This window comes from Desulfobacterales bacterium (genome assembly GCA_030066985.1).
Taxonomy (GTDB): Bacteria; Desulfobacterota; Desulfobacteria; order Desulfobacterales; family JAHEIW01; genus JAHEIW01.
In genome coordinates this window covers 1-18,790 of record JASJAN010000054.1, presented here as the reverse complement: position 1 = coordinate 18,790, position 18,790 = coordinate 1, and the positions used below count along the sequence as shown (strand labels likewise).

Genomic DNA, 18,790 nt, shown 5'->3' with positions numbered 1-18,790 from the left:
GAAAACATGAAAATATCCAACTTGCGCAGTGCGGTGCTGGGTTTTAATCTGAACAAAGGCATCACCGGTGGCAGTGACGGCCATCGTGTGGCCCAAATGGGAAGGGTGGTCACCTACGCCCGCTGCCGGCGCAACCGCAAAGCATTCCTCGATGCCATCAGAAAAGGCAAAACAAACGTTGTGGGAAAGGAAATCGACCTGATCCGCAAGGTAACGTCAAACGGTGTAAAGCTCCGCAATAACATCAAAAATTACCCGGACCTGGTTGAGAAAAATCTCAAATACGGCTATACGGTCATCAATTCCAAAAGCAGGGAAATTAAAGAGAATGTTAAGCGCAGCTGGAATGGAAAGAAAAGAGAGCGGCAGAAAAGCTATCGGGCTCTTTAGCTATAGAAAATGAAATCATAAGCTGCCGGAACGATGGCGACAGTTAGAAAATAAAACGCTGGAAATTTTTAATTTCCGGCGTTTTCTATGGTACCTTCAGACTAGGATTCGGAGGCAGCTTCTTCGTCCGAATCCAGATCTTTGATGTCCTCACCACCGCAATCCGGACAAAAAATATGGGTCGGACTGCCTGCCACATCATCGGTCAGATCCAGTTCAGCGGTCTTCCCCCGCCAGCCGCAATCCTGACATTCTTTATGGTCGTCACTCATGGTCCACCTCGTTAATTCCAAACCACGGGAACGCAATTGAGTAAAACTTCCTGTCACCTTCGGTCTAAAATCAACCCTTTTATATTATATATAATTTACACCGGGAGGGCAAATTTATAGCGCATTAAATACAATTTTTCACAATTTTATCAATTGATTATAAAAAAATCCATTTTAATAAATAAATTTAATAACGTATTTTTAATTGACAAAGAATTGTATCTTTTTATAGCGAATCTTATAGAGCAACGATGATGCCGCCAGCAAACAGGAAGATTGAGCGCATACAATGAAAATAAATTATTATGAGCAACTGCCGGACCCTTTCAAGAATTCTGCAGTCGATCTTTATCTGCATGCCTTTCAAGATAAACTATATCCGATTTTAGGTAATGACAGTCGCGCTCAGGAGGTGCTTAAAAAGAACTTAGATGCAACCCACTGCTTGGCTGCCGTCCGTGATCAGAGACTTGCCGGCATCTTAGCGATAAAACATAATAACGGCAGCTTTGCGAACCCAACGCTGAAAACAATGATCAGAGCATACGGATGGTCGAGCGGGATTTACCGGATGCTCGGATTGGCTTTGCTGGATTACACTACGGCTCCTGATGAGGTTTACATTGACGGAATTGCAGTTGTAGACGATATGCAAGGCAGCGGGATTGGCTCACATCTATTGAAGATGCTGGAAAGGATGGCCATAAGGGATGAGATCCGAAAAATATCTCTTGAAGTCATTGATACGAACCCAAGAGCCGAAGCGCTTTATCGACGCCTGGGTTTTGAAGTCATCCGGCAGCGCACAATTCGGTACTTAAACTTCTTCTATAAATTTTCTTTCAAATCATCACGCCTTATGGTCAAAGTGATAGGTTAATCCAAATTTATGCGACGAGAAATTACTTGACAGTATATACCACAATGTGGCATATAACGACTCGTGAATAGCTCTCCAGAACGGGAAAATTTCCTGGCGTTTATTCTATCCGCCAACCTGATGTGACGCTTCCTGCTGAAACAGATCCTGATCTTTTCTAAGATTTAGCACAACATTCAAAAGAGAATTTAATGGATATCACGCCCAAGATGTGCCCACCCCGCTCCTAATGGGGCATTGCAAGTCCTGTTAGGAGTCGAATGCGATGGTCAAACAGGCCTTTGTGTAAAGTATATCTCTGAACCCCATCGAAAGCAGGAGGTGGTATGAATGCACTCGTCGTTGTAGGCCGGGTACTGTATGGTGGCCTTATGGTATATGCCGGCATCAGTAATTTCTTGCACCTAAAAATGATGGCCGAACTCACAAAAATGAAGGGGATGCCCTTACCCACGCTGAGTGTTGCCATTGCGTCAGCCATCCTTATTTCAGGTGGTCTCAGCATCCTGGCGAATTACCGCATCAAAATCGGGGTATTGTTGATCTGGATTTTTTTGGTGCCGGTAACGCTGATCATACACAACTTCTGGACCGTGGAAGACCCAATGGTCAGGGGAAACGAGATGGCGCATTTTTTAAAGAACCTGCTGGCGCTGGCAGGCGCCCTTATATTTTTAGCCTTACCGGCATCCTCATTTTATGCGGCCAGAAAGGTAGACGGTCGAGCGACTCCCAAGGGATGACGGCCAATTAGGGACGTCTGTACAGACGGCAATAAAGTTGTCTTGGATCTTTTCCGTCATTAAATCGACACAGTCTTCCGAACCAGATTTAGTCATAGCCAACATGAATCGCCTATACCAATTCCAGAGGAGGTTTGTATGCCGGGATATGTCATTGCCAATTACAAAATAAATGATCCGGAAGCATTCGAAAAATATCCGCCGGCTGTGGGGCTGACGCTTGCTCAATATGGCGGCAAGATTTTAGCCGCTGATCGAAACGTCAGGCCCGTGGAAGGAAGCCCGCAGTCGGTCATCGTGATTGTTGAATTTGAGACTGCTGAAGCCGCCCAGCGCTGGTATGATTCGCCGGAAAACAGCGCAGTTAAAGGCTTGCGCACATCGACCACGGAAGGCTGGCTGGCCATCGCAGATGGGTTGGTGATGCCCGCAGAATAATCCCAGCAACCGCCAGCATTTGCAAGCGAGAATCTCCAACCACAAGCGGGGTGATCCGATGAACACAGACAGCTGCACCCAAAAGTTCAGTCTGCCGCAAAATATTAGCAGGCTGAAATTCTACTTCCGCATTTTCTTTGTTATCGCCTTCTTACTGCTTTTGGCGATCTGGCTAGATTATTGGCTCAGAGGGGAAATAGGAATCGCCCATAAATTTTATGAATTCATGGATGGGCGTTGGAGTATAGGTGTCTTAATCGGCGGCGGACTTCTTTATGTCCTGCTGTTGAGCCTGCCCTTTGTGCCCGGCGTAGAGCTGGGTGTGCTGCTGATGTGTGTTTTTGGAGAACAGGGCGTTATTCTTGTCTATTTGGCCACTGTCGCCGGGTTAAATCTGGCATTCTTGATGGGCCGTTTGATGCCGCAAAAATGGCTGGAATCCCGTTTGCAAAAACTGGGACTCACGCAAACCTGTGACAATTCGACTAATGAGATTGATGACGTTTTGGACAGCCTTACCCGCAGGCCCAAGTTTTGTCAAAGCCGCCTCGGGTGTTTTTTGTCAACGTATCGCTACTTGACTATAGCCATTTTATTCAATTTGCCGGGTAACTACCTAATCGGAGGGGGTGGCGGCATCTCGTTGGCCTGCGGGATCAGTCGCCGCATCTCATGGATATGGTTTTTGCTGACCGTCATCCTGGCAGTTTCCCCGGTGCCCCTGCTGGCCTTTTTCGGCATCATTCAGTTGGAAGCTTTTTTAGGAATTGCAAAATAGCGCGACCGTCATCTTAAGCCCTTCTGAAGTGCGCCAAGTAATTTACATGCGTATTGCCCCCCAGAGAGTATCGCCTCAGAAAGGGATTATAATGGAGGCCGCATAGGTCTACAGATGCCAGCCCTGCTGTTTCGGCCCATTCTTTAAGCTCGCCCGGTTTGATAAATTTACGGTAAGTATGGGTGCCTTTGCGCACCAGACCCAGAATATACTCGGCTGCGATAATGGCAAAGAGATATGATTTGGGGTTGCGGTTGAGGGTGGCAAAAAACACATCGCCGTCCTGTTTAACCAAAGTTTTACAGGCTTTGATCACTGAGCCTGGATCCGGAACGTGCTCAAGCAACTCCAGGCAAGTCACCACATCAAATTGCGCCGGATGGGTTTCGGCGAACTGTTCGGCTGTGGCCTGCTGATAGTTGATATCCAGGCCGGAATCGTGCAAATGCAGACGGGCCACCCCCAGTGCGACCTCACCCATATCGATCCCGGTGACCACGGCGCCTAAAGCGGCCATGGCCTCAGACAGAATTCCCCCGCCACAGCCCACATCCAGCACCGATCGGCCGGCCAGCGGTGCCCGCTGGTTGATATAGTCCAGCCGCAACCCGTTGATGTCATGCAGGGCTTTGTAGTCTCCTTGACGATCCCACCAGATGGGGGCCATGGCTTCAAATTTGGCAATCTCCGCCGCATCAATATTGGATGGGGGTTTATCGTTGTGGTATTCGGTCATTGATAAATAGCGAATTCATCAGCGCTTTACCAAAAAATAAACGATTAATTGTCCGCTGTTGGTGGTCCGTTGTAAAATATGGATTTGCTACTGACAACATGCAACGGACGACGGACGATTATTTAGTTGCTTTATTATACAATTCGACTAACTATGATTTTTTGTCAACTAGGTCCCAGAGCTGAGACAGCAGCATACCGGCCAGCATCAGGGCGCAACCGAAAAGGCCGCGGGCGGATATGATTTCTCCCAGTAACAGCCACCCGCCAATAGCCGCAAACACAGCCTCCATACTGAGCAAAATAGCCGCATGGGCCGGATGGGCCTCTCTTTGGGCAATTACCTGCAGGGTATAGGCAATTCCGACCGAAAGCAATCCGCCATATAAAATGGGTATGGCTGCCTGAAAAATGGAATTCATATTAATGTCTTCTATTGCGGCTGCGGTGATCAAACTGAGAATTGAACAGGCCAGATATTGTGAGAAAGCCAATTTGATTGGATTAATTCTAGGAGATAGCCAACCAATAATCAAAACATGTGCCGCCCAAAAAAAAGCACCGATCAAAACAAGCAAATCGCCCAGAGCGATTGTAAATTGTTCGGTCACACTTAAAAAATAAAGACCAAAAGCTGCCAGAATAGCGCCGACCCAGGTACCGATTTTCGGCTGTTGCCGCCAAAAAAGACCCAGTAGCGGCACAATGATCACATAAAGGCCGGTAATAAAACCGGCCTTTCCGGCGGTGGTGTATACCAGTCCGATTTGCTGTAAAGACGCGCCCGAGAAAAGCGCCAACCCGAGTGCGCCGCCGCCCAAAAGAATCGTTTTCAAATCGGCAGGCTGCAGGATGTTGTGGCCGGGTGTATGCTCACCGCGGCTTAGGATAACCAGCGGTAACAATGACAGGCTGCCAATGGCAAATCGTATACCGTTAAAGGTAAACGGGCCCACATAGTCCATACCCACCCGCTGAGCAACAAAGGCAAAGCCCCAAATGATGGCGGTGGTCAGCAGCAAGGCGTCCGATTTGAGGGTTCCAGATTTCATAAAGGCGTATCTCGGTGTCAGGATGACAATTTGAATCAGGGGCACCATACTTTCTGGCACAATTTGAGTCAAGCAAAGATCAGATGACAAAAAGGGTTGATAAACTTAAACTCCAAGATTAAATTGAGGAATCGAGCCGTTTTTCTGATTTGGTCGCTACATAAATTATCAGCGACGAATTGCGGTTTGGCAGCCTTTAATGACTCGTTGAAAAATTATTATCCTGGTGTTACTGCTTGCTTCAGCAAAGGCGGTTTTATTCTTCTTTTCCAATGGAATGCAAAGCATTTCCACCAGTATCTAAAATAAAAAGGAGCACCAAAATGAACCTGGCCAAGTTTCCCCGCCGTTTTTACACCCATGGCAAAACCCCCATTGAAAAACTTTCCCGTCTTTCAGCAGAGTTGGGGGGCCCCACCATTTATATGAAAAGAGACGATTTGCTGGGGCTGGCCGGTGGCGGCAACAAAACCCGCAAACTGGAATTCCTGATGGCCGAAGCATTGCAACAGGGCGTGGATACGGTGATCACCTGCGGCGCAGTGCAGTCCAACCATTGTCGCCTGACACTGGCGGCGGCGGTTAAAGAGGGTCTCAAATGCCAACTGGTTATAGAAGAACGGGTGCCCGGCAGTTATCATCCGGAAGCCGGCGGCAACAATTTTTTGTTCCGATTGTTGGGGGTCGAAAAGGTGTCTGTTGTTGCCGGTGGTGCCGACATGACAGAAGCGATGCAGCAAGTCACCGATGAAGTTGCCCGCCAGGGCCGCAAGGCCTATGTCATCCCCGGCGGCGGGTCCACACCGCTGGGGGCAACCGGTTACGTCGCCTGTGCGCAGGAAATCCTGGATCAGACATTTGATCTGGGCATCAACATCGATCGGGTCATCTGCGCCAGCGGCAGTGCCGGAACCCACGCCGGCTTAGTCACCGGTTTTTACGGTAACAATGCCAATATACCGGTCAGCGGGATCAATGTCAGCCGCTCAAAAGATGAACAGGAGCAGTTGGTCTATGAACTGGTTAAAGCCACCGCAGTTCATGTGGGCGTCCAGACGGATATTCCCGCACAAGCCGTGCGCTGCTATGATGAATATGTTGGCCCGGGCTATTCGTTACCGACAGCTGAAATGGCAGAAGCTGTGCGGATGTTGGCCACCCTGGAAGGCATCCTGATGGACCCGGTTTACACGGGCAAAGCCATGGCCGGTTTAATCGATCTTGTGCGCAAGGGTGAATTTAAAAAAGAAGACAACCTTCTTTTTGTTCACACTGGCGGATCACCGGCGCTGCATGTATATATGGAACACATGCTGGGCGCAGGGCATACGGCACAAGGCGCAAGGTAAGAGGACTCAAGGCTGAGGACCCGACTTTGCTCTGGTCAACTATGCCGCGGCAAGGAGGTGTCCGGAGAAAATACTGCAGGGCTAAAAATATAAAATTTTGATAATTATATATTTCTCTGTGTGCTCTGTGATCTCTGTGGTGAAAAACCATGAAGGAAAAGACGATTGGCATACTGGGCGGCATGGGTCCGGAAGCAACCCTGGAATGCTACGCTCAAATCATCAAAAACACACCAGCCAGAAGCGACCAGCAACACCTGCGGGTGGTGATCGACTCGAATCCCAAAGTTCCGGATCGCACGGCCGCCATCACCGGCAAAGGGCCATCACCGTTGACCACCCTTGTGGCCGGCTGTAATGCGCTGCAGGCGGCCGGTGCGGATTTTATCATTATGCCCTGTGTGTCGGCGCATTTTTATCTCGAACAAATGCGCCAGCATTCAAAATTGCCCATTTTGTCCATTTTCGATGCTGTTACCGAAGCCATCAGCAGCAATCATGCGGACATCGAAATCGTTGGTCTGATGGGCACCACCGGCACCATCAGCGGTGGTTTGTTTCAAAAGCGGCTGGTAGTTGCCGGCCTCACAACGCTGGTGCCCGGTGAAGCCCTCCAAGCCCGAGTTATGGCGGCCATTTATGAGATCAAAAATTCCCGATCGACCCGCTCCCGCCAACACATCTCTTCGGACCTGGCAGCGGTTGCCGTCAGCCTCGTATCAGAGGGTGCGCAGGCTATTATTGCCGGCTGTACGGAAATCCCGCTGGCCTTGCATCAGGAGCATCTGACTGTGCCTTATTTTGACGTGTTGCCGATTCTGGCACGAGCTGCCATTAAAAAAGCCGGGCTGGCACCCGCTGACTGATCCCATGCCTTGACTTACAGTGCCAATACGGATTATCCTTGCTTTCCGCCTTATCTACCCATTAAAATCACAGATACAAATTATATATGCAAGAACGTAATTCATGACCAGATGGACATTCTCTTTTTAAAATAGGTGCGTCCATGTTTAGTGCAGTCTTAATGGCCGGCTATAAAAACAAGATGGAAGTCAGACGATACAGCAAGATCGTTGCGGAACACTATGGCGAAAAGTTTATCGAGACCGGTTATCGGCCCTTGAGAGAATTTGAAACCATCGTTGACGGTGAGAAACTAAGCAAGCCCATCATCCAGTTTACGCTTGAAAAGCTGTTTGCCAGCAATCTGATCGACGACATCATCATTGTCGGTCATCAAATGTTATTGGAGCAGCGCCTTCACCATTTTATCAACCAATTCGATAAACCGTGCCGCTTGATAAATCAGAATACCCGGATTTCATCTGATATCATCGACCGTTTTAACATCACCAAACGCAAGGTCAAATATAATTCAATCGCGGGTAATCTGATTAAAGGGTACGCCGCCAGCAAAGCCTGCCGGGAAAAACGGCACGCTTTATTTGTGGCCTCGGACTCACCGATGACCACCAAAAAATTTATAGACCATTTTTTACAATTGGCCGTGAAATACCAGGATCAAGCGGCCATCATTTTGCCGGCCATTCTGATTGATGCCCTCAAAGACAGGATGGGCAGACCTCCGCTCAAGCTACTCAATGACACTGAAATTAAGCTGCCCGGGTTAACCGATAGCTACAAACGTCAAGGTTTCAGGCTTTCTTCGCTGCTGTTTGCCAACCCCCATTTATTCGATATGAATACGGCCAATATCGCATACAGTCTTCGCAAAGCCCTTAACCCCAATGCCCAGCTAAAATTATTTAAAATCACCCGCAACCTGGGATACCCCAATGTCTACTCCAAATATTTTGCCAGAAAAGATTTGAGCATAAAAGAGGTTGAAAACATCACCTCCGCCTTTTTTAAAGGTCAGTTAAAACTCATCCCGATGTCCGGTGAAGAATCCACTTATGATTACGACGGCACCGATTTCGAATATCAGGTGCTAACCAAAATGCTCCGTACCTCCTAAAGCTCAATGCAGCAGATCGCAAAACCAAAAGCAAATCCCAAAGATAACAATACGACCAGCCCTAATCAGGTGGCTGCATTTTTTGATTTCGATGAAACCCTGCTGCAAGTCGAAAGCGGCCGCTTGGGTATTCAATGGCTTTGGGATCGACGCCTGATGCCGATTGGCTATGTGCTGAAAATTCTGGTGTGCGCGTTCTTTTATCGGCAGGGGTTGCTTTCAGAAGAACGCATGGTCAAGATTCTGTTGACGTATTATAAAAATAAACGCCTGGTTGATTTTCAAAAAGGAGCGACGGAATTTTATCAAGCATACTTGAAACCCTGTCTGGCGCCTGCAATTGTTGCCAGAGTGCAAGATCATAAAACACAGGGCCATGTACTGGTGTTAATCTCCGGCTCGGTCCGCTATATGCTCAAGCCGGTCGCCAAAGATCTTGGATTCGATCACCTGTTGTGCACTGACCTGGAAGTCAATGCCGACGGCCAACTGACCGGCAGACCGCTCGGACCTGTATGTGTCGGGCAAAATAAACAAAGATTAACTTTGGCGCTGGCCCAAAACATCGGATTGGATCTTCAAAGATCCTATGCCTACGGCAACCATCCTTCTGATCTTCCGCTATTAGAGATCGTCGGCCACCCGCATGCGGTCGCACCCAATCGCATTCTTAAAAAAATCGCCCAGCAACGCTCCTGGCCCATCCTCAATTATCGTTAAGCGGATGCGCTCATCACAAAGGGTGCAATTTTGGTTGCAGTGTAAACACAACCGTATATCAGTTCATATCCCGGATTCGTGCAGCCTCGCGAAAATCGTATCGAAAATGTCAACTTTGGTTGCGCATCTTTTCAATCTCCCACAACATTTACCTGAAGCCCCTGTCAACCCTGATTAACAATTTAGCCGCAAAAATTGGGACCCTCTCTAGCAAATGCAACCAGCCGAAATCATATTACTTAAAATTTGTATCCCCCTTCTTTAGACTGTCACAAGTTTTTTGAAATCCGTCTAGTTGTCAACTTTTGGCATGTTGGTTGCTCTATGACTAGAGCAAACGAAGAAGGAGGGTGGCGCAATGAGATACTACAAAGCAAGTTACAACGGCTCGGTTGCCGATGGAATGAAGTATAAAGAGCACGGCAGCGAAAAAGATGTCTTCCAGCTTTTCCCGGAGCTCAGAGCCATCATCGATCGCATCCCCCTCCGAACCATCGATTTCAGAATGGCAAATGGCGATCGGCTCAGAATTTACGATATTCATCACACCGAAAAGCTGCATCATTGAAATTATCAAAAATTTGCAGAAGGATGGTCATCATGAAAAAAGAACTCCTATCCATTCCTGAAGCGGCCGACTTGCTGAGCTGCAGTACCCGGACGGTTCGCCGGTTGATAGAAGAACGAACCATCGAAGCCTGCAAGCTGCGAAGTTCCACCCGGGTGGTGTATGCCTCACTGCGCGCCTATATCGTCACCATCGTCAGCGATTATCAGGAGCAATACGGTGTGGCCGACTACAAGTCTTCGCAGTAAAACGTTTGACGGTGCATGTCATCAGAAGAGCGGGTGACCTTTATGGCGTTCTCAGGAAAGAATCCTATGATCGTTTATTTTCAATGTTGATCCGTATTTCAAAACGAAAAATCTACCTTAGCCACATCGCAATGATCACTTCTCCACACTGAAACAGAATCCGTAGAATTTGATATAATAAGTCCTTTGTTCTAAGCGCAGCATAAATTGTTGACGCCACTGATCGAAGTTAACCTTTGCTCTACCGCTAAACACTGCAATTCTTCTTGCAATGTTAACTTATTCAACCCTGAGCCAACCCATTGATTTGTCGAACATCTTTTAGAGATTTAGATTCATAGGGTCAACAATCGTTGCACCCTTCTTAAATTTCAATTCAGCTGTCACCGCCCTCAAACCAACCATCGGCCGAATTTTTCAAAAATATTTTGACCTGAAAAAGCTGTCCATAAATGACAAGTAAATTAATGCGTTATCGGTGAGTGCGTTCCGGTTTATTTTCTCTCCTCTCCATCTTCTGCCACTTATATCAGACCCATATCTCAAATTGGCATCTCCCTTGCTCCCTATGGCAGTCAAAAGACAGGTGTGCAGATAAAAAAGATCTTCGTAGAAAAACAGTTTCGGTCTTAAAAAATAATGGTAGTTGGCAGAGGAGGATGAAATGGGAAAATCAACTTCAAAAGAATACATTGTGGGCATTGATGTGGGATCTGTCAGTCTGAACTGCATGGTTATCGATCAGAACAAAGACATTGTTTTTGAATCCCCGTATAAGCGTCACTTTGGAAAAATCGACCAAGAGATTTCAAATCTGATTGAACATTTGTTTACGACCCTGGGAGAGAATCATATTCAATCTATTTCCTTTACCGGCAATCACGGCAAGAAGCTGGCTGAGAAACTGGGTGTCTTCTATGAATATGAGACCATCAGTCAGGTTCTGGGTGTCCTGCACATCATGCCGCAGGCCAAGAGCTTGATCTGCATGGGCGGGCAGGATACCGCCTTGATTCAGATTTTTCACGAGGCCGGCAGATGGGAACTTGAGAACTTTAGCGCCAACGGGCCCTGTGCTTCGGGCACCGGTTCGTTTATCGATCAGCAGGCCGAACGCCTGGCAACCGCTCTATATGAAAAGCAAAAGGAGACGTCCCAGAGCCATATTGATCAGATCTTAAATGACTTTATCCGTCTGGGTCTTAAAAGCGAAAAGCCCGCCAATGTGGCCTGCCGCTGCACCGTCTTTACCAAATCCGACATGATCCATCTTCAAAACAAAGGCGAAAAGCTGGAAGATATCATTTACGGGTTGCATGTCGGCAACGCCCGCAATTACATCAGCACGATTGTGGCCAATCACAAGCTTGAAGATCCGGTTGTATTTATCGGTGGGCTGTCTAAAAATGAACTGCAAATCAAGGCGTTTAAAGCCTACTATCCCGACCTTTTGGTCCCACCTTATAGCACGTCAATTGGAGCGCTGGGTGTTGCCCTCAAAGCCCTGGAATCAAACAAGGCTGACACCTTCACGCTCGATGATCTCAAGAAACTAAAGCTGTGTGCCGGAATCGCAGTGCCCGAAGCCCCTCCGCTGGTTTTGCAAAAGACCAAGGTGGCTGACGCCCGGCAATGCAGCCCCAACATATTGGCGGTCAAAACCGCTGCTTATCTGGGTATTGATATTGGCTCCACGACCACCAAGTACGCATTGATCGGTGAAGACCTCAAGCTGATCCATAAAAATTATGTTCACACCCAGGGCAAACCGGTCGAAGTCACCCAGCGCCTGCTGCAGCAAATCGTTGATGAACTGGGTGACAAAATAAAAATCAAGGGTGTGGCAACAACCGGTTCAGGCCGTTATGTCATCGGTGACTTTTTAAACGCCGATTTGGTCATAGATGAAATTACGGCTCACGCTAGAGGCGCAGTTCATATGGATCCGCAGGTGGACACCATTTTTGAAATTGGTGGCCAGGACGCCAAATACATTTCGCTGGTCAACGCCAATCCGCTGGATTTCGACATGAACAAAGTCTGCGCCGCCGGCACCGGCAGTTTCTTACACGAATTGGCCAATAAATATGGCATCAATATTGTTGGTGAGTTTCAGGACATCGCCCTTGCGGCCAAAGCGCCGGTCAAGCTCACCGATCGGTGCACTGTTTTTATGGAGTCAGACCTTGTTGCCTATGACCAGCAGGGCGCCACCAGAGAAAACCTGATGGCCGGACTTTGCTATGCCATTGTCCACAATTATTTAAACCGAGTGGTTGGCAAAAGAACGATCGGTGAGCGTATCATGTTTTTAGGGGGGCCGTCTTTAAACAAAGGTGTCGTGGCGGCCTTTGAAAACGTGCTGAACCGGGGCCTAGTCGTACCCCCGCATCGTGAGGTGCTCGGCGCTTATGGCGCAGCCATTGCCGTTCAGGAAAAAATGAAAACCGAATCCATAACCCAAAGCACCTTCAGGGGCATGTCGGGCGCCATCAGCGATCGCATGAGCTTCACTGAAAAAGTGTGCCGCGTCGATCCCCATTGTCACAATCAGTGCAAGCTTAAAATTTATCATTTTGACAACCGGCGCAGCATCTGGGGCGGCGAATGCGGCCGCCATGAATTGGCCCGCAGTCATGGCAAAAAAACCGAAGACTATTTCAAGCGTCAGCGAATGCTGTGGGAAACCCATATGGCCGGCGTGTATACCACGCTCGAGGACCGGCCGGTTATGGAAATCGACGGTCGGCCGACCATCGGGATGCAACGGGCGCTTTATGGGCATCATACGGCCATCCTGTGGGCGCATTTTTTCGACCGCCTGGGCATGCGCCTGGTGCTCACCCCGCCAACCAACGCCCATATCTCCAAAAAAGGAATCGAGCGCGCAGTGGACGGCGTCTGTTATCCGGTAAAAGTTTCCTATGGTCACATGGCGTACCTGGCCGGCAAAACCCAGTACCTGTTTATACCAAGCCTGATCAAAATGGCCACTCCCAAGCCTTCTGAAACCGGGTTTTACTGTCCGATGGTTCAAAGCAACGGGTATATGCTGCGCATGGCACTTGACCTTGATCCCGCAAAGATTATCAATCCGGTCGTCCATCTTAAATACAATCCAGATATGCTGGCCGTGGAGTTGCACCAGCAAATCGGACCCCGCTTAAACTGTTCCCGGCGCGCGATCAAAGCCGCATTGCACTATGCCCTCGGCCGCCAGCAACAATTTGTCACAGACATGCTGCAGCATGGGCATCGAATCCTTCAAAAAATAGACCCCCATACGCCGCTGCTCTTTGTTACCGGCCGCCCCTACAATCTTTATGATGACCGCTTAAATTTGCGGCTCGGTCAGAACCTGGCCAAAATTGGGCTGACGGCCTTGCCAATGGATTTTATCGACGTCAGTGCAGAGGATTTAGCGCAATTTCCTTCCATGTTCTGGGGGCTGGGCGCTCAGATTCTCAAAACGGCCAAGATCGCCGCAGCCAAGGAAAATATTTACGGATTGCATCTGACCAATTTCGGCTGCGGTGCGGATTCATTTATTGAGCATTTTTACAAATCCATCATGGCAGACAAACCTTACCTGATACTCGAACTCGACGAGCACAGTGCGGCCGCCGGCGTGATGACCCGTATTGAAGCCTACAAAAATGTGATTGAAAACAGCATGCAAAAACGTCAATCCGAAACGCAACTTAAAATGATCAATGAATAGAGGTGAACACCATGGAATCTATAACTGCAAACAACACCAATTCACTGTCAGATAACATCGGCAAATTTCACCTGCCGAACAAGACGGTTTTAATTCCTGAAATGAACCGTATCGGTTCCCATTTGATAGCGGCAACCTTTAGAAGTTTCAACATTAACGCCCGTGTGCTGCCAACCTACAAAGGGCTTGACATCGGGAAAAAATATACTTCCGGCAAAGAATGCTTTCCGTGCCAGGTCACGCTGGGTGATGTCCTGCTCTTCCTTAAAGCCGAGCAGAAAAAACTGGGCGCCGCTTTTGATCCGCAAAACTATCTGTATTTTTTACCCGAATCCGACGGGCCCTGCCGGTTCGGCATGTACAATAAGTTCCAGCGCATGGTGCTGGATTCTTTTCCCGGGCTGGATAAGGTAAAAATTGTATCGATCACCACCAAGGACGGCTATTCACTTGACGGGATGATTGAACCGAATCGGATGCTGGATTTCAGAAAGGCCAGTTATATCGCCGTGGTAGTAGCCGACATCATGGAGCGCCTTTTGTGGCGCATTCGACCCTATGAAACCCAAAAGGGCATTACAGATGACTTTATCGAAAAATCCAGGCGACAGATGATGTCCGTTTTTGAAGCCCACGCTGCCGCAAAAGAGTTTGACAGGATCCTGGATAAACTCGAAGAAATCGCCCGAAACGGAAGGTCGCTGATTGATCCCGCTATAGCGCCGAAACCCTTGATCGGGATTGTGGGAGAAATCTTTTTAAGAATGCATGTGCATTCCAACCAGGATTTGATCCGGATGCTTGAACGCCACGGTGCCGAGGTCGTGAATTCTTCACTGGCCGAATGGGTGAATTACATCACCTATGGGCAGTTGAGGCAGAATAAGATTGCTTTGCGGTTAAACCTGAAACATCTCAACTTCGGCCATTTAAGACACCACATACACAACATTCTCGGTTTTGGCGGAGATCTTTTCTACCAGGAAATGAGACAAAAACAATTCTACAGAAGGGTCTGCCGATTAATTGATGTTGAACATGACCACAAAGTAAACCACCTGGAAAAGCTGCTCAAAAAGACCGATATTTTTACGTTTGATGTCACCACCGAGACCTGCCTGAGCATTGCCGCAATTTTGCAATTTGTAGAAGAAGGCTACAACGGCGTGGTCAATGTCTACCCGTTTACCTGCATGCCGGGTATGACCACATCGGCCATTGTCAAACCTGTGATGAGCAGGCGGCGGGTTCCTTATCTGGATACGCCTTATGACGGAAGCTTGCAGCCGGGTCGGGAGACAGCCATCCGGACCTTCATGCATCAGGTACATCAGCATTTTGAGCGCAATGGCAGAAAAGGTCGCATTCAACTGCAGGCAGCATGAAGCCCAAATACGGATATCGATATGCCGCTAAACCATTTTGAACATACGGTGCAAAAGCACGCTCAAGTTTCTAGCAGGTCAATTTCAGACCGGACCGAGCAGTCGGTGGCGTCAAAAAATGGCATGAAAAAATTAAGCATCTGCCGGCTGTTTTGCGGGGGATTGGTCTTCACTGGTTTGACGGTGGGTATATTCTGGTATCAATTTTCAAAAATTCCTGCGGGCAGCAGACCGCCACTGGGCGAACAACTGCAATGGGGCTATTTGTTCTGGCTGTTGCTTTTTTTACCCATCGAGACATGTGCCGCCGGTTTGCGAATCTGGGTGATTAGTCGTGTGTTACAGCCTGGCGTAAGCTTATGGACCTGCCTGAAGGCCGAGTGGGCCAATCTGGGACTGGCCATGCTGACCCCTTCGCAAACCGGCGGGGGTATCGGTCAGGTTTACATTTTGTGCCGCGGGGGCATGCAATTTGGTACGGCCCTGACCGTCAGTTTAATTTCTTTTTTGGGCAGCATGGTCATTTTACTGTTCGTTGGTCTCCATTCCCTTTTGATATCCGGGCCTGAACACCTGACCGCCTTTTTCCAAGGCGCCTTTTTACTCTTTTTTTTGGTTTTTAGCGGTCTGATTGCTGCTGCTTGCTGGCCCGCATCTGTGCGTTGGGTGGTTTTACAGATTTCCTCAGCGGTCAGCACGGTAGGCCAAAGAAGCGGTTCACAAGACAGCTTACCGTGCTCAAAGGATACTCGCCTCAGCCGTGCAGTTGAATACCTGCAAACCCTTTTAAACAAAATAATCGACCTTTGCTATTTGCACCAGAACAACATACGCCTTTTTTTCCGTCTAAATCATAGAGGCTTTTTGTGGGTATGTCTCTTAAGCCTGGTCTTTATGCTTTCACGCTCGATGATAGCATTTTTATGTCTTCGCTTTCTGGGAGTTGAGACCGCAGGTCTGGGGCACGTGCTTGAAACCCAACTGAGTCTGATTTTTCTGATTTACTTTGCACCAACCCCCGGCAGTTCAGGTCTGGCCGAAGGGGCCTCAATGTTAATGATGGACAGCAACCTACCCGCAGCACTGATGCCTTATTATAATTTGCTGTGGCGCTGCACGACATTTTATTTGCCGGCCATCGCCGGTCTGCTTTTATTGTTGTGGACGCTGATGCAGGATGCCCGCCGCGCTGGCCGCCGCTGATTGGCATAAAAAATATCATATCCAAAAAGTGTGACTGCGCGGGACTTAGCAGGACCAGGTGACCTTCCCCGGTATGATTGCTCGATGATAGCATTAATCCATGAATCAACACGGTTCTTATGACCAACCCCATAAGCTGAGGAGGGCCCCATGAAAAAAAATTTCATTGTTTTGCTTGTCGCTGTTTGTTTTTTGTTTATCAGCGTTTACCCGGCCCCTGTTGCCGCCGGCAAGCGCCATCACCAGCGCATTTTGTGCAATGATAAGGTAAAGGTGATGACCCGCAATCTGTATCTGGGCGCCGATATCTTCCAGGTGCTGGCAGCCGCCCAGAATCCGGATCCCGCCCTTGGCGGATTGGATGTTCCCATTGCTGTGGCAACCCTTTTTGAGACCGTGCAATATACCAATTTCCCCGAGCGGGCCGAAGCGATTGCCAAAGAAATCTGGATGACCCGGCCGCATCTGATCGGCCTACAGGAAGTGTCGCTGTGGTATACCCAATCGCCGAGTGATTTTTTTATGCCGGGGCCAGACGGTCTTCCGATGCCCAATCCAGACCAGGCGCTCGCAGATGATCTGGCTTATGATTATTTGACGCTTCTGTTGCAGGCTCTGGAAAACCGGGGATTAAATTATGAAGTGGCTGAAGTGGCCTTCAATGCAGACGTCGAAATGCCCATGCTGACTGGATTTTCCGAAGAGGGTCTCCCACTATTTGATGACCTGCGTATGGTGGATCGCGACGTCATCCTGGTGCGTTCTGATGTAAATGCCTCAAATACAGCCTGGGGAAACTACGATGACAGCGTGCGGGAAACAATCGGCGGCGTTACCCTCGAATTCAAGCGCGGCTGGGCGGCGGTGGATGCCGAAGTCTGCGGCGAAACCTACCGCTTCGTCAACACACACCTTGAAATCGCCAGCGAACCGGGTAGTGTTTTCAGGTTGGTTCAGACAGCGCAGATGAATCAGTTATTAACACGTGTTCTGATCAATGAAACCAAACCAATTCTGCTTGTCGGGGATTTTAATAGTTCACCTGAGCATGTCCCGGACATTGGTTGCATACCGGACGGCACCTATTGTGCTGAATATATACCGCCTTACATGCAAGCCACAATGTTTGCCGGTTACCTGGATACCTGGGAGCTGATATTCTGGCCCCGCGACGGTTACACCAGTGGTTTTGATGAGTTTGTCAGTGACCCGACGGCCGAATTGTACGAGCGCATCGACCTGATCCTGATCAAGCCAAAAGAAAAAGAAATCAAAAATGTTATCGCCATTACCACCGGAGACCAGCCCTTCAGCATGACCTCCGGTGGACTGTGGCCGTCCGATCATGCCGGTGTGGTGGCCCGCATCAAATTCTCCCGCTGATTTCAATGTGATCTATCAGAAGAGGGCTGAAGTGAATATCTGATTCGCTTCAGCTTTTTTTGTCAGAACGCCTCTGTCTATTGCTGGTATTTGGAACTCCGTATTAAAAGGTGCAACTTTTGTTGACCTGTCAACCATGGTTGCGCGATTCTAACTAATTGATATCATATTATTTTACTCACATATCGCCGCAATGGGCAAACATGTCTCCTCTCCTGTTGCTTCTGCTCTTGGGATAGTGCACATCATAGTACCTTGTGGCAAGTGGATTAGCGATCGCAGCCCTGCAAGGTAAGTGCCATAACGACTTGACATTAAATGAAATTTTTAGGCTAAAAATTTTGGCCTCAAAACCAATGCCAAATCCGAAAATAAATGTCCGTTTTGGAATGCTCGTTGCAAAAAGATGGGTTTTAAATAGGATGCCGACAACTTATCCAGTGCCCGTTTCTAGAGATAGATAGTATAGGGAGGCGTTGATTTGGCAGCTGTTGAGGACATAGGGATAGAGAATGTATAGCGGCATTTTAATTGACAGACGAGAGGTGGTATAATATTGTTTTTAATGAGGATTCGCTACCCAGCCCACATTACCAGCACTGCTAATTCGAAATTGACAGCAAACGACATCTCTACCTGACCTGCATGCGATAGCAGCCGGCGCGTTAATTTTTGCACCTCATAAAGGCAACTGTAAAAAGAGTATGAAGCAATGCTTGGAATTAATCTAAGACAAAATTCCCGCTTGATTGCGCTTTCGCTGATCATTGCTTACTTGGTATTTTTCAGCGCCTGCCGCAATGATTCCCCCCGCCAGATTGCGCCTAAAGTGGTTAACGGTACGCTCGACCTTAGCGACTGGGATTTAAGCGCAGACGGCCCGCTGAATCTTGTCGGTGAATATGAATTTTACTGGAACCAGCATCTGTCCCCATCTGATTTTG

Annotated in this window: 19 protein-coding genes; 16 read left to right on the top strand and 3 right to left on the bottom strand. The window is 48.4% G+C overall.

Annotated features, from left to right (window positions below):
- A partial coding sequence (locus QNJ26_20250; protein MDJ0987886.1) for a PHP-associated domain-containing protein occupies positions 1-390 on the top strand: 390 nt, incomplete at its 5' end.
- Positions 391-491: 101 nt separating this feature from the next.
- Here QNJ26_20250 and QNJ26_20245 read toward each other — a convergent pair.
- Positions 492-662 (bottom strand): hypothetical protein, encoded by a 171-nt coding sequence (locus QNJ26_20245; GenBank protein MDJ0987885.1) that lies wholly within the window; start codon positions 660-662, stop codon positions 492-494.
- Between the two features lie 289 nt (positions 663-951).
- On the opposite strand from QNJ26_20245, the gene QNJ26_20240 reads away from it, so the two are divergent.
- The 4 genes from QNJ26_20240 to QNJ26_20225 all read left to right on the top strand — a co-directional run bounded on the left by QNJ26_20240 (position 952) and on the right by QNJ26_20225 (position 3,501).
- A complete protein-coding gene (locus QNJ26_20240) occupies positions 952-1,542 on the top strand; it encodes a GNAT family N-acetyltransferase (protein MDJ0987884.1) in 591 nt (196 codons plus the stop codon).
- A gap of 326 nt (positions 1,543-1,868) precedes the next feature.
- Positions 1,869-2,285, top strand: a complete 417-nt coding sequence (locus QNJ26_20235) for a DoxX family membrane protein (GenBank protein MDJ0987883.1) — start codon at positions 1,869-1,871, stop codon at positions 2,283-2,285.
- A 138-nt stretch (positions 2,286-2,423) separates the two neighbouring features.
- Positions 2,424-2,723, top strand: a complete 300-nt coding sequence (locus QNJ26_20230) for a DUF1330 domain-containing protein (GenBank protein ID MDJ0987882.1) — start codon at positions 2,424-2,426, stop codon at positions 2,721-2,723.
- 58 nt (positions 2,724-2,781) lie between these two features.
- The gene (locus QNJ26_20225) at positions 2,782-3,501 is read left to right on the top strand and encodes a hypothetical protein (protein ID MDJ0987881.1); all 720 of its coding nucleotides are present in this window, start codon (positions 2,782-2,784) and stop codon (positions 3,499-3,501) included.
- A 13-nt stretch (positions 3,502-3,514) separates the two neighbouring features.
- Here QNJ26_20225 and ubiG read toward each other — a convergent pair whose 3' ends face one another.
- Together ubiG and QNJ26_20215 are read right to left on the bottom strand one after the other, a co-directional pair.
- A complete protein-coding gene (gene ubiG / locus QNJ26_20220) occupies positions 3,515-4,237 on the bottom strand; it encodes a bifunctional 2-polyprenyl-6-hydroxyphenol methylase/3-demethylubiquinol 3-O-methyltransferase UbiG (protein MDJ0987880.1) in 723 nt (240 codons plus the stop codon).
- A gap of 151 nt (positions 4,238-4,388) precedes the next feature.
- Positions 4,389-5,288, bottom strand: coding sequence for a DMT family transporter (locus tag QNJ26_20215; protein ID MDJ0987879.1), 900 nt, complete (start codon positions 5,286-5,288; stop codon positions 4,389-4,391).
- Positions 5,289-5,611: 323 nt separating this feature from the next.
- Here QNJ26_20215 and QNJ26_20210 point away from each other — a divergent pair, with 323 nt between their 5' ends.
- The 11 genes from QNJ26_20210 to QNJ26_20160 form a co-directional block, all read left to right on the top strand.
- The gene (locus QNJ26_20210) at positions 5,612-6,637 is read left to right on the top strand and encodes a D-cysteine desulfhydrase (protein ID MDJ0987878.1); all 1,026 of its coding nucleotides are present in this window, start codon (positions 5,612-5,614) and stop codon (positions 6,635-6,637) included.
- Positions 6,638-6,786: 149 nt separating this feature from the next.
- Complete coding sequence (locus QNJ26_20205; GenBank protein MDJ0987877.1) at positions 6,787-7,503, top strand: amino acid racemase; 717 nt, start codon at positions 6,787-6,789, stop codon at positions 7,501-7,503.
- 143 nt (positions 7,504-7,646) lie between these two features.
- Positions 7,647-8,618 carry a hypothetical protein gene (locus QNJ26_20200; protein MDJ0987876.1) on the top strand — a complete coding sequence of 324 codons (972 nt, stop codon included), beginning with the start codon at positions 7,647-7,649 and terminating at the stop codon, positions 8,616-8,618.
- 6 nt (positions 8,619-8,624) lie between these two features.
- Positions 8,625-9,338, top strand: coding sequence for an HAD family hydrolase (locus QNJ26_20195; GenBank protein ID MDJ0987875.1), 714 nt, complete (start codon positions 8,625-8,627; stop codon positions 9,336-9,338).
- Between the two features lie 358 nt (positions 9,339-9,696).
- Complete coding sequence (locus QNJ26_20190) at positions 9,697-9,906, top strand: hypothetical protein (protein MDJ0987874.1); 210 nt, start codon at positions 9,697-9,699, stop codon at positions 9,904-9,906.
- A 32-nt stretch (positions 9,907-9,938) separates the two neighbouring features.
- Positions 9,939-10,154 carry a helix-turn-helix domain-containing protein gene (locus tag QNJ26_20185; GenBank protein ID MDJ0987873.1) on the top strand — a complete coding sequence of 72 codons (216 nt, stop codon included), beginning with the start codon at positions 9,939-9,941 and terminating at the stop codon, positions 10,152-10,154.
- Between the two features lie 664 nt (positions 10,155-10,818).
- Positions 10,819-13,875 carry an acyl-CoA dehydratase activase gene (locus QNJ26_20180; protein MDJ0987872.1) on the top strand — a complete coding sequence of 1,019 codons (3,057 nt, stop codon included), beginning with the start codon at positions 10,819-10,821 and terminating at the stop codon, positions 13,873-13,875.
- Between the two features lie 11 nt (positions 13,876-13,886).
- Entirely contained in the window at positions 13,887-15,260 is a 1,374-nt protein-coding gene (locus tag QNJ26_20175) for a hypothetical protein (GenBank protein ID MDJ0987871.1), read from the top strand.
- Positions 15,261-15,281: 21 nt separating this feature from the next.
- Positions 15,282-16,463 carry a lysylphosphatidylglycerol synthase transmembrane domain-containing protein gene (locus QNJ26_20170; GenBank protein MDJ0987870.1) on the top strand — a complete coding sequence of 394 codons (1,182 nt, stop codon included), beginning with the start codon at positions 15,282-15,284 and terminating at the stop codon, positions 16,461-16,463.
- A 150-nt stretch (positions 16,464-16,613) separates the two neighbouring features.
- Positions 16,614-17,846: an endonuclease/exonuclease/phosphatase family protein gene (locus QNJ26_20165; GenBank protein MDJ0987869.1), complete on the top strand. Its 1,233-nt coding sequence runs from the start codon at positions 16,614-16,616 to the stop codon at positions 17,844-17,846.
- A 712-nt stretch (positions 17,847-18,558) separates the two neighbouring features.
- On the top strand, positions 18,559-18,790 hold a 232-nt coding region (locus tag QNJ26_20160), incomplete at its 3' end, for a hypothetical protein (GenBank protein ID MDJ0987868.1).

Bases quoted from the DNA above. Each gene is read 5' to 3' on its own strand.
- QNJ26_20245 (MDJ0987885.1), bottom strand. From the start codon at position 662: ATGAGTGACGACCATAAAGAATGTCAGGATTGCGGCTGGCGGGGGAAG.
- QNJ26_20240 (MDJ0987884.1), top strand. From the start codon at position 952: ATGAAAATAAATTATTATGAGCAACTGCCGGACCCTTTCAAGAATTCT.
- QNJ26_20235 (MDJ0987883.1), top strand. From the start codon at position 1,869: ATGAATGCACTCGTCGTTGTAGGCCGGGTACTGTATGGTGGCCTTATG.
- QNJ26_20230 (MDJ0987882.1), top strand. From the start codon at position 2,424: ATGCCGGGATATGTCATTGCCAATTACAAAATAAATGATCCGGAAGCA.
- QNJ26_20225 (MDJ0987881.1), top strand. From the start codon at position 2,782: ATGAACACAGACAGCTGCACCCAAAAGTTCAGTCTGCCGCAAAATATT.
- ubiG (MDJ0987880.1), bottom strand. From the start codon at position 4,237: ATGACCGAATACCACAACGATAAACCCCCATCCAATATTGATGCGGCG.
- QNJ26_20215 (MDJ0987879.1), bottom strand. From the start codon at position 5,288: ATGAAATCTGGAACCCTCAAATCGGACGCCTTGCTGCTGACCACCGCC.
- QNJ26_20210 (MDJ0987878.1), top strand. From the start codon at position 5,612: ATGAACCTGGCCAAGTTTCCCCGCCGTTTTTACACCCATGGCAAAACC.
- QNJ26_20205 (MDJ0987877.1), top strand. From the start codon at position 6,787: ATGAAGGAAAAGACGATTGGCATACTGGGCGGCATGGGTCCGGAAGCA.
- QNJ26_20200 (MDJ0987876.1), top strand. From the start codon at position 7,647: ATGTTTAGTGCAGTCTTAATGGCCGGCTATAAAAACAAGATGGAAGTC.
- QNJ26_20195 (MDJ0987875.1), top strand. From the start codon at position 8,625: ATGCAGCAGATCGCAAAACCAAAAGCAAATCCCAAAGATAACAATACG.
- QNJ26_20190 (MDJ0987874.1), top strand. From the start codon at position 9,697: ATGAGATACTACAAAGCAAGTTACAACGGCTCGGTTGCCGATGGAATG.
- QNJ26_20185 (MDJ0987873.1), top strand. From the start codon at position 9,939: ATGAAAAAAGAACTCCTATCCATTCCTGAAGCGGCCGACTTGCTGAGC.
- QNJ26_20180 (MDJ0987872.1), top strand. From the start codon at position 10,819: ATGGGAAAATCAACTTCAAAAGAATACATTGTGGGCATTGATGTGGGA.
- QNJ26_20175 (MDJ0987871.1), top strand. From the start codon at position 13,887: ATGGAATCTATAACTGCAAACAACACCAATTCACTGTCAGATAACATC.
- QNJ26_20170 (MDJ0987870.1), top strand. From the start codon at position 15,282: ATGCCGCTAAACCATTTTGAACATACGGTGCAAAAGCACGCTCAAGTT.
- QNJ26_20165 (MDJ0987869.1), top strand. From the start codon at position 16,614: ATGAAAAAAAATTTCATTGTTTTGCTTGTCGCTGTTTGTTTTTTGTTT.